This window comes from Stenotrophomonas maltophilia (assembly GCF_004920835.1).
In the GTDB taxonomy this organism is placed as follows: Bacteria; Pseudomonadota; Gammaproteobacteria; order Xanthomonadales; family Xanthomonadaceae; genus Stenotrophomonas; species Stenotrophomonas maltophilia_AQ.
In genome coordinates this window covers 1-12946 of sequence record NZ_QFHO01000018.1, presented here as the reverse complement: position 1 = coordinate 12946, position 12946 = coordinate 1, and the positions used below count along the sequence as shown (strand labels likewise).

At 66.1% G+C, this 12946-nt stretch carries 11 protein-coding genes; 7 read left to right on the top strand and 4 right to left on the bottom strand.

Annotated elements, in window-relative coordinates:
• Nucleotides 1-41 precede the first annotated feature (41 nt).
• Nucleotides 42-3134, top strand: coding sequence for a TonB-dependent receptor domain-containing protein (locus tag DI041_RS13535; protein ID WP_136639618.1), 3093 nt, complete (start codon nucleotides 42-44; stop codon nucleotides 3132-3134).
• 47 nt (nucleotides 3135-3181) lie between these two features.
• Here DI041_RS13535 and DI041_RS13530 read toward each other — a convergent pair whose 3' ends face one another.
• The gene (locus tag DI041_RS13530) at nucleotides 3182-4087 is read right to left on the bottom strand and encodes a LysR family transcriptional regulator (RefSeq protein ID WP_046982993.1); all 906 of its coding nucleotides are present in this window, start codon (nucleotides 4085-4087) and stop codon (nucleotides 3182-3184) included.
• A 131-nt stretch (nucleotides 4088-4218) separates the two neighbouring features.
• Here DI041_RS13530 and DI041_RS13525 point away from each other — a divergent pair, with 131 nt between their 5' ends.
• Both DI041_RS13525 and DI041_RS13520 read left to right on the top strand, forming a co-directional pair.
• A complete protein-coding gene (locus tag DI041_RS13525) occupies nucleotides 4219-5322 on the top strand; it encodes an alkene reductase (protein WP_046983013.1) in 1104 nt (367 codons plus the stop codon).
• A 99-nt stretch (nucleotides 5323-5421) separates the two neighbouring features.
• The gene (locus DI041_RS13520; RefSeq protein ID WP_136639619.1) at nucleotides 5422-5838 is read left to right on the top strand and encodes a VOC family protein; all 417 of its coding nucleotides are present in this window, start codon (nucleotides 5422-5424) and stop codon (nucleotides 5836-5838) included.
• A 12-nt stretch (nucleotides 5839-5850) separates the two neighbouring features.
• On the opposite strand, the gene DI041_RS13515 is transcribed toward DI041_RS13520, so the two are convergent.
• The gene (locus DI041_RS13515) at nucleotides 5851-6546 is read right to left on the bottom strand and encodes a DAPG hydrolase family protein (protein WP_136639620.1); all 696 of its coding nucleotides are present in this window, start codon (nucleotides 6544-6546) and stop codon (nucleotides 5851-5853) included.
• 76 nt (nucleotides 6547-6622) lie between these two features.
• Between DI041_RS13515 and DI041_RS13510 the strand changes: the two genes are divergently transcribed.
• A complete protein-coding gene (locus tag DI041_RS13510; RefSeq protein ID WP_136639621.1) occupies nucleotides 6623-7285 on the top strand; it encodes a TetR/AcrR family transcriptional regulator in 663 nt (220 codons plus the stop codon).
• A gap of 48 nt (nucleotides 7286-7333) precedes the next feature.
• On the opposite strand, the gene DI041_RS13505 is transcribed toward DI041_RS13510, so the two are convergent.
• Nucleotides 7334-8218: a LysR family transcriptional regulator gene (locus DI041_RS13505; protein WP_046982989.1), complete on the bottom strand. Its 885-nt coding sequence runs from the start codon at nucleotides 8216-8218 to the stop codon at nucleotides 7334-7336.
• A 107-nt stretch (nucleotides 8219-8325) separates the two neighbouring features.
• Between DI041_RS13505 and DI041_RS13500 the strand changes: the two genes are divergently transcribed.
• Nucleotides 8326-9384, top strand: a complete 1059-nt coding sequence (locus DI041_RS13500) for an NAD(P)-dependent alcohol dehydrogenase (RefSeq protein ID WP_032129891.1) — start codon at nucleotides 8326-8328, stop codon at nucleotides 9382-9384.
• Nucleotides 9385-9475: 91 nt separating this feature from the next.
• On the opposite strand, the gene DI041_RS13495 is transcribed toward DI041_RS13500, so the two are convergent.
• Complete coding sequence (locus DI041_RS13495) at nucleotides 9476-10840, bottom strand: glutamate--cysteine ligase (RefSeq protein WP_136639622.1); 1365 nt, start codon at nucleotides 10838-10840, stop codon at nucleotides 9476-9478.
• 152 nt (nucleotides 10841-10992) lie between these two features.
• Here DI041_RS13495 and DI041_RS13490 point away from each other — a divergent pair, with 152 nt between their 5' ends.
• Both DI041_RS13490 and DI041_RS13485 read left to right on the top strand, forming a co-directional pair.
• Nucleotides 10993-11697 (top strand): VIT1/CCC1 transporter family protein, encoded by a 705-nt coding sequence (locus tag DI041_RS13490; protein WP_136639623.1) that lies wholly within the window; start codon nucleotides 10993-10995, stop codon nucleotides 11695-11697.
• A complete protein-coding gene (locus tag DI041_RS13485; RefSeq protein ID WP_046982986.1) occupies nucleotides 11694-12518 on the top strand; it encodes a helix-turn-helix transcriptional regulator in 825 nt (274 codons plus the stop codon). The genes DI041_RS13490 and DI041_RS13485 overlap by 4 nt, the downstream gene beginning before the upstream one ends.
• Nucleotides 12519-12946 lie beyond the last annotated feature (428 nt).

Below are 12946 nucleotides of genomic sequence, written 5' to 3'. Positions count from 1 at the left end.
CGTTTATCCCTGAGTCACATTGGCGTGACCAGGGAGAAATCATGTACCGACCGTTGTTCGCCCGCAGTCGCTTGTCTGTCGCGCTGGGTTCGGCATTGGTGCTGGTGGCCGCCGCACCGGCCATGGCACAGCAGGCCGCCACGCAGGAAGAGAAGGCCGAGCCCGCCAGCAGCACCAAGACCCCCGTACAACTGGACCGGATCACGGTCACCGGTTCTCGCATCTACCGCGCAGGCTTCGACACGCTGGAACCGGCCGCGGTAGTCAGCCGCGAATCGATCGAGAACTATGGCGATACCAACCTCATCGATGCGGTAACCCGGATTCCCGGCGTCAGCGCGGGCGTCAGTTCGCGGGGCGACCAGGCCGGCTTCGGTGCCGGCGTCAACTTCGCCAGCAAATTCGGCCTGGGCAGTAATCGCCTGCTGACCCTGGTCAACGGGCGCCGCTTCGTGACCTCCACCCCGCCCACCATCTTTGGTGCTGGCGGCGGCTCTGGCATCCAGGTCGACATGAACGCCATCCCCAGCGTCATGGTGCAACGCATTGAAAGCCTGAGCGTGGGCGGCGCCCCCACCTATGGCTCGGATGCGATCTCCGGCGTCAACAACATCATCCTGCGCGACAAGTTCGATGGCGCCGAAGTCGAGCTGGGCTACGGTAGAACCAGCAAGAACGACAACGAGCGCTACTCCTGGTCGGCCATCTTCGGTACCGACTTCGCTGATGGGCGCGGCCACATCGTGGTGGCCGCCGAGCTGGACAACGCCGACGGTGTGAACGCGCTGCAACGTGATTTCTACCGCCAGGGCTACAGCCTGCAGGCCAATCCCACGGTGGCCAATGCCACTTCCCAGCCCCTGCGCCGTCCGACCAATGATGGCCGCATCGACGGCAGCATTCCGTTCAACACCGGGCCGCGCGATGGCATCCCCGACCAGGTCTGGATCCGCAACCGGCGCATTGCCAGCATGACCTTCGGTGGCCTGGTGATGCCGGCCACCGGCAGCTACACGCGCAACGGCCTGGGTGACATCCTTGGCTTCGGCCCGAACAAAGACAAACTGTGGCAGTTCAACAACGAGGGCAAGCTGGTCGAGTTCAACCCCGGCACCAGCTACGCGGGCGGCAATGCCTCCGGCGGTGACGGCCTGAACCTGTTCGAGACGGTGCCGTTGATCGCCGACCTCGAACGACGCTCGGTGTTCTCCACCGGCAGCTTCGACTTCACCGACAACGTGCGCGGCTTCTTCGAGCTTTCGCGATACGAAGCGACCGCCCGCGAAACCCTGGACCAGAACGTCTACAACGCGGTGTCCTTCGGCAATGCGCGCCTGGACGGCGGCGGTACCGCCAGCGGCGCGCTGACCTTCAGTGCCAGCAATCCGTTCCTCAGTGCGGAAACCCGCAAGATCCTCGCCGACAACGGCATCACCTCGTTCCGCCTGTCGCGTTCTTCGCGCGACCTGTCGATGAACAACGCCAGCACCGAAACCCGCCTGACCCGTGCGGTGCTTGGCCTGAGTGGTGCGTTCGAGGTTGGGAAACGCAACTTCAACTGGGAAGCCAGCGTCACCCACGGCCGTGGTGACTTCGACTACCTCGGCACCGGCCTGATCCAGCAGAACTTCATCAATGCAATCAACGTGACCACCGATGCCAGCGGCCGCATCATCTGCGATGCCACGAGCCCGGGCACCACGGCCGATGCGAACTGCCGCCCGCTGAACCTGTTCGGCGAAAACCAGGCATCACGCGAAGCCCTTGACTATGTCTCCACCCGTACCGTAGCCAAGGCGCAGACCCGCCAGACCGTCATCAATGCATCGGTATCCGGCGGCCTGTTCGATCTTCCCGGCGGCGAGCTGTCCGCGGCGGCCGGCTTCGAACACCGCCGCGAAGAAGGCTCCTTCACCCCCAGCGAGTACCAGCGCCTGGGCCAGGGCCGTTCGGTGCCGACCCAGGCGGCCGAGGGCAAGTACCACACCAACGAAGTGTTCGCCGAAGTGCTGGCGCCACTGTTCAATCCCGACTGGGACCTCCCGGGCCTGCATCGCCTGGACCTGACCGCCAAGTTCCGCCGCGTCGACAACTCCGTAGCCGGCGCGTTCAATGCGTTCACCTACGGCATCCAGTACGAACCGATCGCTGGCCTGCAGCTGCGCGGCAACAAGACCCAGTCACTGCGCGCGCCCTCCATCGCCGAGCTCTACACCACCCAGCAGCCGGCCTACTACAACATCCCGGAAGTGTGCTCGCTGGACAATATCAGCGGCGGCTCCAATCCGGCGGTGCGTCGCCGCAACTGCCAGGCATTCTTCGCCGCTTACCCGGGCGCCGATCCGAATACCTTCCGCCAGCAACCGACCAATACGCTGGGCTCGACCAACGGCAGCACCCGCCTGCAGAACGAAACGGCGAAGTCGTGGACGGCCGGCATCGTGTTCGCGCCGGAATGGATCCCGGGCCTGCGCGTCGCCGCCGACTGGTATGACATCAAGATCAACAACGTGATCACCTCGCTGAGCGCCAACGACATCATCACCGGTTGCTTCGACAACGCCGACTTCAATGCCGCCAACGTGCCCAATGCCAACCGCTTCTGCGGCCTGGTGACGCGTGATCCGAACACCGGCGTGGCTACCAGCATCAAGACCGAGTATGGCAACGGCCCGGTGCTGATGTTCCGTGGCTGGACCGCCGAAGTCGGCTACCGTTGGGACCTGTCGCGCTTCGGCGTACTGGACCTGGACTTCTACGGCTACATGCCGAAGAACCGTGGCCAGGCCGCGAACCGGGACGTGCCGTTCGTCGAACAGGCGGGCAGCTTCAACGAGCCCAAGCGCCAGTTCCGCTGGACCGCACAGCACCGCATCGGCAACTGGAACTACGGCGTGGCCTCCAACTACACCAGCCGCGCCCAATACACCATGACCGATACCCCGGAAAGTCGTCAGTACTTCTATCGAGACAGCTGGACCACCTGGGACGCCAACGTCACCTACCGCATCACCGATGCCGCTCGCGTGACGTTGTCGGTGATCAACGTAGGCGACGACATCGGGCCGTTCCCGTATGTGCTGGATTCACTGGGCCGTCGCTACATGGCCAGCCTGCGCTACAACTTCAAGTAGGCCAGGCGCAGCGGTTCCACAGGCGGGGCCCGGTTTCCGGGCCCCGCTCAATCGAACAATCCCTCACCCGCCAACCGGGTCAGCTCATCCACCACATAGCGCACCTTGGGCCGCAGGTGGCGCGTCGGTGGCCACAGCGCATGGATGTCGATGTGCCGCTGCATGTGCTCGTCCAGCACCGATTGCAGTGCGCCGGATTCCAGGTGGCGACGCACCAGTGAAACCGGCATCTGGCAGATACCGAGCCCGGCGATGGCCGCTTCGATCACCGCGTCGCCGTCATTGAGTTGATACGGCGCACTGGGAATGAACGTTCCCTCGTCCTCCTCGCTGCCGATCCGCCACCAGACCGGCTGGCCATGGCGGAAGCCGACGATGCTGCGGTGCTGCGCCAGTTCCTCCACCGTGCGCGGCACGCCATGTGCCTGCAGGTACGCCGGCGATGCACACGTGACCAGGCGCTGGCGACCCAGCCGGCGCGCGACCAGATGCTCGGCATGGTGCAGCCCACCAAACCGGATCAGCAGGTCGATGCCCTCTTCGACCGGATCTACAAAGTGATCGGTGAAGGTCAACGTCAACTGCAGGTCCGGGTACTGCCGGCACAACCGCAGCAGCACCGGCAGAACCACCAGCCGCCCGAACGAGGACGGCATGTCGATGCGCAGCCGCCCGCTGGGCAGGCCGGCCGAACCCAGGCAGGCCTCGGCCGCGGAGATCTCTTCCAGCGCCGCCGCACACGACGCGTAGTACGCCTCGCCATCGGTGGTCAGTGCGATGCGCCGCGTAGTGCGGTGGAACAGGCGCACCCCCAACCGTGTTTCCAGCCGGGCGATGGCCTTGCCCACGGCCGAGCGCGAGATGCCCAATGCATCGGCGGCCTCGGTGAAGCTGCCCGAGCGTGCGGTAGTGACGAACGTCACCAGGCCATTCAAGGATTCCAGCGGCAGCATCTCTTACACCCCCATTGGGGACAAATAGTCCCGCACCAAGGGAGATCGAAGCGCTTTATGCGCCCGCATGTCAACTCCATCCTGTGTGCATCGCGCCTGTGGCGCCTCTCCCCCGCACCGAGATGACCGACATGACCGCCGCCCTCTTCCACCCCTACGACCTCGCTGGAGCCGCCCTGCGCAACCGCATCGCGATGGCGCCGATGACCCGCGCCCGCAATCCCGGCTCGATCGCCAACGCGCTCACCGCGCAGTACTACCGGCAGCGCGCCAGCGCCGGCCTGATCATCAGCGAAGGCACGCCGGTCTCGCCGCAAGGCCAGGGCTACATCGACGTGCCGGGCATCTGGTCAGCCGAACAGGTGGCCGGCTGGAAGCTGGTCACCGAGGCGGTGCATGCCGCCCAAGGCACGATCTTCGCCCAGCTCTGGCATGTGGGCCGCATGTCGCATTCCTCGCTGCAGCCCAATGGCGGCCAACCGGTAAGCGCGGGTACGCGCACGGTGGCCAGCGCGCCGAAGAACACCTCATTCGTGTATCTGGACGATGGCAGCCGAGGCCATGCTGATCCCACTCCGGCACGTGCACTGGCCACTGAAGAGATCCCGGCCATCATTGCCGACTTCGCACGGGGCGCCGACAACGCCATCGCCGCCGGCTTCGATGGCATCGAGCTGCATGCGGCCAACGGCTACCTGTTCGAACAGTTCCTCAACCCACTCATCAACGAACGCGAGGACCGCTACGGCGGCTCGCTGCCCAACCGCACGCGATTGATCCTGGAGACCGTCGACGCGATGGCCCAGCGCATCGGCGCCCACCGCATCGGCGTGCGCCTGGCGCCGAACAACCTCACCTTCGACATGCCGTACTACCCCGACAACGAGGCCACCTATCTGTATCTGGCCGAGGAACTGGGCAAGCGCGGGCTGGCCTATGTGCATCTCAACGACAACCTGCAGGCAGGGCAGTCGGTGCTGGGCGAAGCGTTCCTGCAGCAGTTCAAGCAGGCCTACGGTGGCACCGTGATCCTGGCCGGTGGCATGACCCGCGAGCGCGCCCTGCAACTGGTCGAGGCCGGCACCATCGACCTGGCCGCGTTCGGCCAGCCGTTCATCGCCAATCCAGATCTGGTCGAGCGCCTGCAACGCGATGTTGCACTCGCCATACCCGATCGCGGCACCTATTACGGCGGCGGCGAAGCTGGCTATCTCGATTACCCGCGCGCACAGTAGATCCCCGCCATGCGTGGATGCGGCCGCACCCGCACAGCGCCGGTGCGCCGCATCGCACAGCGGGCGTACACTGCCCGCCCGGATTCACTGGATACGCCCATGGATACGCCCACCGCATCATTCATCGTCAATCTCGACGTTCCCGATCTTGCGGTGGCTGAGGCCTTCTACACCGAAGCCTTCGGCCTGCAGATCGGCCGCCGCCTCGGCCCGGGCGCCGTGGAACTGCTCGGCGGACCAACGCCGCTGTACCTGCTGCAGAACGAGGCCGGCAGCGCCGCCACCGAGGACGGCGACGTGCGCGATTACGAGCGCCATTGGACGCCGCTGCACCTGGACTGGGTGGTGAATGACATCGAAGCGGCGTTGGCACGTGCGGTTGCGGCCGGGGCAACACTCGAGCAGCCGCTGCGCGAACATCGCTGGGGTCGCATCGCCGTGCTGGCCGATCCTTTCGGCCACGGTTTCTGCCTGATCCAGTTCAGTGGCGAAGGCTACGACGCGTTGCTCGAATGACCAGCGCGTGGTTCACCACGGCAACGGCACTGCCTCGCCGTTGGCACGCTCGCCGTAGTACAGCGACGGCAGCAGGCGGGAAAGAAAACTGAACTCCGTGTAGCAGTGCTTGAGCAGGCCCAGGCCTACCGCATCGCTGGCATCGCGTTGCGGATCGGTGCTGTCCAGGCCGAGCACGAAACGGCTACGCAGCACGCAGCCGAACGGGGTATCGCGTGCCACATGCAACATCTGCCCGTCGCAGGGATCACCGTGCGCATCCAGACGCACGTGATCACCAAAACCGATGCGCGCGGCGATCACCGCCGACACATCTCCTGCTTCCTGCGCCGCCCGCAGGTGCTCGGGTGCGAGCAGCGTGCTCGGGTCATGGAACTTCAAACGCGCCGCCACCGGCGGGATGTCGGCGAGCGATTCCACGGCATGGATGCTGGCGCCGTGGTAGCTGCGTCCGCGCTGCCAGGCCTCATCCCAGCCGCGATGTTCGACATGATCGACTGGATGCCACCAGCGGATGTGCTGGGTGGTCTCGAAGAAGGTAAACCACCAGTCCAGCATGCGGCCCTTGCAACCGTGCAGGTCAGTGCGCACCGCCACCAGCAAGGTGCCATCTTCCCGGCGCTGGATCCCGGTTTCCAGATGCATCGGTGCCGGGTCGAGCAGATCGTGGTGATCCAGCCAGGCGCGTGCGTTCACAGCGGTATCCATGAAGGTCTCCTACGGGGTTCGGATGCCCGACAATACGGAAACGTTCGTCGTTTCGCAATTACCCGGATGAGGTAAGATGGGCGCAATGAACAGCACCACCCTGCCCGAGCCCTCAACGCCGACCCGCCGCCGCGGCCGTCCTGCGCGGCCGGAAGCCGAAGTCCGCCACGCCGTGCTGCAGGCCACGCTGGAGCTGTTGCTGGCACAGGGTTACGAGGCCACCACCATCGAAGCGGTGGCGGCGCATGCCGGGGTGGCGAAGAAGACCGTGTACCGCCACGCCAGCAACCGCGAGGAACTGGTCGGATTGGCGGTGCGCGAGTGGACCGACGGCTTCGCGCCGCAGCTGCAGCGCGATGCGCGCAATGCCCAAGAGGTCGTGCCGTTGCTGCAGGTCATCCTGCAGGCAGTGTGTGCACAGGCGCTTTCGCCGCAGGCGGTGCAGGTGTTCCGTCTGCTGGCGACGGACTTTCCCGGCAAGGAAGCGCTGCTGCAGGCCTACCTGGACAACGGCATCGAGCGCTGCCGGGCGCTGCTGGCCGACTGGCTGGCACGGCAGCAGCAGCGTGGGCTGCTGCGCGAGGGAGATGCCGCGTGCATGGCACGGCTGATCCTGGCGATGGCCGTGGCCGAGCCACTACGCGAACGCGTGATCGGTGTGGTGGCCGAGGATGCGCCGGTAGAGGTGCATCTGCGCGAGTGCATGGCGTTGTTGGCGCCGGTGTTGCAGGCGCCGTAGCGTGGCACCATCCACGCATGGCGTGGATCTACTGGAGCAGACCAGCATTCACTCCCGCAACATATCCACGAACGCGCGCAGCGCACCGGGCATCTGCCGCTGCTTCGGGTAGTACAGCGCGAAGCCGGCGAACGGCTCGCTCCAGTCTTCCAGCACCGCCACCATCTGGCCCGATTCGATGTAGGGCCGCGCGGTGTCTTCCAGCACGTAAGCCAGGCCGATTCCATCGAGCACCGCGCCAACCACGGTGCCCTGCTCGCCCAGCGTGAGCCGTCCGGGCACGTCGATCTCCAGCGCCTGCCCACCGCGCTCGAACTGCCACTTGTACAGATGCCCGCTGGCGAAGCGGAAGCGGATGCATTCGTGTGCAGCGAGATCGCGCGGATGCTGTGGCGCCGGGTGACGCCGCAGATAGTCCGGCGAGCCGACAATCAGCCCGCGCAGCGGTGGCCCCATAGGCACTGCCACCATGTCCTCGGGCACGAACTCGTGCAGGCGCACGCCCGCGTCGTAGCCCTCGGCCACGATGTCGACCAGGCCGTCGTTCTCGGTCAGCTCCACCCGCACGTCGGGATGGGCGCGCAGGAAGCGCGCCAACCGCGGCCCCAGCTGGGTCGACACCGCCGCGCGGGTGGCGTTGATGCGCAGCAGGCCAGCCGGGACAGCACGGAACTGATTCATCTCCTCCAACGCATCGTGCACCTGCCCCAAGGCCGGCTGCAGGCGCTCCAGCAGCCGCTGCCCGGCCTCGGTCAGGGCCACGCTGCGGGTGGTGCGATGGAACAGGCCCACCCCCAACCGTTCTTCCAGCGCGCGGATTGCATAGCTCACCGCCGAGGTCGACAGCGCCAGCTCGGCGCCGGCACGGCGGAAGCTGCGGTGGCGGGCGACTGCGGCGAACGCAGCCAGGTGGGAGAGATTGTCAGTGGCCATGATTGTGCAGTTTCACTTGATGAATCATGCCGATATCCGTGCTTCTTGCCGCTGGGTACGGGGCGTATTGTAAAACGCCTTTCGACAAACCCTGCCAAGGATTCCCCATGTCCCTCGCCCGTGGTTACGCCGCCCATTCACATACCGACCCACTGATCCCGTACGAGTTCGAACGCCGCGCGGTCGGCCCGGACGATGTGCGTATCGAGATCCTCTACAGCGGCATCTGCCACTCCGACCTGCACCAGGCCCGCGACGACTGGGGTGGCTCGATCTACCCGATGGTGCCGGGCCACGAGATCATCGGCCGCGTGACCGAGGTCGGCAGCAACGTCACCCGCTTCAAGGTCGGCGACCATGCCGGCGTGGGCTGCATGGTCGATTCCTGCCGCCACTGCGATGCCTGCGAGCACGATCTGGAGCAGTACTGCGCCGAAGGCGCGACCTGGACCTACAACGGCCGTGAACGCGAAAGCGGCGCGCCCACCTACGGCGGCTATTCCGACCACGTGGTGGTCGAACAGCGCTTCGTGGTGAAGGTGTCCGAAACGCTGGACCTGAAGGCGGCCGCGCCGCTGCTGTGCGCCGGCATCACCACCTGGTCGCCGCTGCGCCACTGGAAGGTCGGCCCGGGCCAGAAGGTCGGCGTGATCGGCCTCGGTGGCCTCGGCCACATGGGCGTGAAGTTCGCCAAGGCGCTCGGCGCGCACGTGGTGATGATCACCACCACGCCGGAAAAGGGTGCCGACGCCAAGCGCCTGGGCGCCGATGAAGTGCTGGTCTCGCGCGATGCCGCGCAGATGAAGGCGCACGCGGGCAGCTTCGACTTCCTGCTCAACACCATTCCGGTCGGCCATGACACCAATCCGTACATGGGCCTGCTCAAGCGCGAGGCCACCATGTGCCTGGTCGGCGTGCTGACCGAACTGGACCCGCCGCTGACCGGTGGCAGCGTGATCTTCGGCCGCAAGCACCTGACCGGTTCTGCGATCGGCGGCATGGCCGAGACCCAGGAAATGATGGACTTCTGTGCCGAGCACGGCATCGTCAGCGATGTCGAGATGATCGACATCAAGAACGTCAATGAAGCCTGGGAGCGCATGGCGAAGAACGATGTGCGCTATCGCTTCGTGATCGACATGGCGACGATGAAGAACGCCGCCTGATCCAAGGCAGGTGTGAAAAAGAAAAACCCCGGCAATGCCGGGGTTTTTCTTTTGGTAGTGCCGGCCGCTGGCCGGCAACCCCGCAAGGCGATCAATACGCGAACTCGCGGAACACCGGATCGACGTCGCCGTGCCAACGGCCATGGAACAGCGCCAGCTTGCGCTCGGCCGGGGTCAGGCCGGACTCGACGATTTCCTGCAGCACGTCCAGGAACTTGCTTTCATCCTGGCCATCGGCATTGCGCGCCGCACGGCGCTTGAGCCCGTCCACCGAAATCTTCAACGCCTCGCGGGCGAGGTCGCGCACGGTGCCACCGCGGAAGGGCAGGCCCATCGCGTGCTTGGGCACGCCATCACGCAGCGCATGGCGCTCGGCCAGGCTGAAGTCACGCACCAGATCCCACGCCGCATCCAGCGCCGTGTCGTCGTACAGCAGGCCCACCCAGAATGCCGGCAGCGCACACAGGCGGCTCCACGGGCCACCATCGGCGCCGCGCATTTCCAGGTACTTCTTCAGGCGCACTTCCGGGAACGCGGTCGTGGTGTGGTCCGACCAGTCGCGCAGCGTCGGCAGCTGGCCTGGCAGCACCGGCAGCTTGCCCTGCATGAAGTCGCGGAAGCTCTGCCCGCTGGCATCGTGGTAGATGCCATCGCGGTAGGAGAAATACATCGGCACATCGAGCAGGTAGTCGACATAGCGCTCGTAACCGAAGCCGTCCTCGAACACGAAGTCGAGCATGCCGGTACGATCGGCATCGGTATCGGTCCAGATGTGCGAGCGGTAGCTGAGGTAGCCGTTCGGCTTGCCTTCGGTGAACGGTGAGTCGGCGAACAGTGCGGTGGCGATCGGCTGCAGCGCCAACGACACGCGGAACTTCTTCACCATGTCCGCTTCGCTGGCGTAATCCAGGTTCACCTGCACGGTGCAGGTGCGGGTCATCATGTCCAGGCCGAGCGAACCGACCTTGGGCATGTACGAGCGCATGATCTTGTAGCGGCCCTTGGGCATCCACGGCATTTCATCGCGCGTCCACTTCGGCTGGAAGCCCATGCCGAGGAAACCCAGCTGCAGTTCACCGGCCACCTGCGCCACTTCATTGAGGTGGGTGCCGGTTTCCACGCAGGTCTGATGGATGGTTTCCAGCGCCGCACCGGACAATTCCAGCTGGCCGGCCGGTTCCAGCGTCACCGAGGCGCCATCGCGCAGCAGGGCGATGGTGTTGCCGTTCTCCTGCACGGGTGCCCAGCCGAACCGCACCAGGCCATTGAGCAGCGCTTCGATGCCGCGCTCGCCTTCGAAGGTCGGCGGACGCAGGTCATCCAGGCAGAACCCGAACTTCTCGTGCTCGGTACCGATGCGCCACTGCGCGCGGGGCTTCTCGCCGGAGGCGATCTCCGCCACCAGCTGCGAGCGGTCGGTAATGGGCGTATCGGCGACGTGGCTGGGGCTCGACAAGGGGAGGACTCGCTGGACAGTGGCAGGGGATGTGGGGCTGAGGGCCTTGCATCGCAAGGGCGCACTATAGCGTGGCACTTCGTCGCGTCATGCGACGGTGACGGGTTTCAGCATCCTACCGACACCCTCTTGACCCTCGTACACTCAGGGCCATGAGCCGCCATTCACGACATCCCGAGCTGCACCGTGCCGATCGCGTCGGCTGGCTGCGGGCCGCCGTACTGGGCGCCAACGATGGCATCGTCTCGGTCGCCGGCCTGGTGGTCGGCGTGGCCGCCAGCGGCGCCTCCGCCGCGACCATCCTGGCCACCGGCGTGGCTGGCACCGTGGCCGGCGCGATGTCGATGGCCGCCGGCGAGTATGTGTCGGTACAGACCCAGGCCGACACCGAAGACGCCGACCTGGCGATGGAAAAGCGCGAACTGCACGAAGATCCGCACAGCGAACTGGAAGAGCTGGCCGCGATCTACCGCCACCGCGGCCTGGAGCCGGCACTGGCGCGGCAGGTGGCCGAACAGCTCACCGCCCACGATGCGCTGGGCGCCCACGCACGCGACGAGCTGGGCATCACCGAAGAACTGCGCGCACGCCCGCTGCAGGCGGCGATGGCCTCGGCCGGTGCCTTCACCTGCGGCGCCGCGCTGCCGGTGCTGACCGCGCTGCTGGCACCGGCCGACAAGGTAGCGATGATGACCACGGCCAGCACCCTGCTCGGCCTGTGCCTGACCGGCGCAATGGCCGCCCGGGCCGGCGGTGCTTCGCCTGCACGCGGTGCGATCCGGGTAATGTTCTGGGGCGCGCTGGCGATGGCCGCCGCTGCCGGTGTCGGCAGACTGCTGGGAGCCCACGTGTCATGACCACGATGCTGCCACCGGCCGTCGCCCTGCTGGCAGAGATGGCCAGCCTGGCCGGCTGCGAGCGCGCCGAAGGCTATGCCTGCATCACTGCGCGCCGCGAACACGGCGCCAGTTCGGTGGAAATTCCACAGCCGCAGTTCGCAATCCTGCTGGAAGGCCGCAAGCAGGTACGCACCGCGCATCAGTCGCTGGATTTCGTGCCCGGCGACATCCTGCTGATCACCCAGCGCTGCCGCATCGATGTAGTCAACACGCCCGACCCGGGGACCGGCCGCTACCTCAGTGCCATCGTACCGCTGTGTGCCGAAGTACTGGCCGCGGCGCGCACGCTGTGGAGCGAAGCGCTGCCCAGCCCCGGCCCGATGATGGGGCGGTTGCCATTGACCGAGCATGGCGCGGTGCTGCGACAGTGGCGGCAATCGCTGCAGGACGGCCGTTACAGCGACGCACGGCTGGCCCTGGCCTCGCTGGTACTGACCCTGTGCCGGCAGGGCCATGGCAACCTGCTGCTGCCGCAGGTACCGAGCCTGGGTGAACAGATCCGCGACCGCATCGCCGCCGAACCGGCCCGCGACTGGCAATCACGCGATGTGGAAGAGCAGTTCGCGCTGAGCGGCGCGACCCTGCGCCGTCGGCTGGCAGCCGAGCGCACCAGCCTGCGGCAGTTGTTGACCGAGGCGCGGCTGGCACATGGAATGACGTTGCTGTACACGACGGATCTGCCGCTGAAGACCGTGGCCGCACGCGCGGGCTACCGGTCTGCCGCCAGTTTCAGCAAGCGCTTCGCCGAGCAGTACGGGCTGGCTCCTACAGACATTTGAGGGTGTTCGGCAGGGCTGCGCCCTGCACCCGCAGAGGCAACGGCAACAGCCGAAGCAACAGCAACAGCGTGCATTCCGTGGGATGGCGGGGCACTGTGGGCTTGCGGGGACGCCGTAAACCCGTCCGTGGGGGCTTGGTCGCGGCATCCATGCCGCTCACACCCCGCAACCCCACAGTGCCCCGCCTTCGATAGATTCCGGCGGCTGTTGGTAGGTGTCGACCTTGGTCGACACATCTGTCAGATATCGAATGAAATTCTGGGGTCAGATCCAACAGATCGAGGAAAACTGTCGAAGGCGGGGTGGGTCCGGTTGCGGGGGCGTGAGCCGCATGGGCCCGAGGCATGCCTCGGGCGGGTTGGGCAGGACGCCCAACCCGGGCCTTGCCGTGTGCGCAGGACAGCGCCCACTGTCCCCTATACCCATCT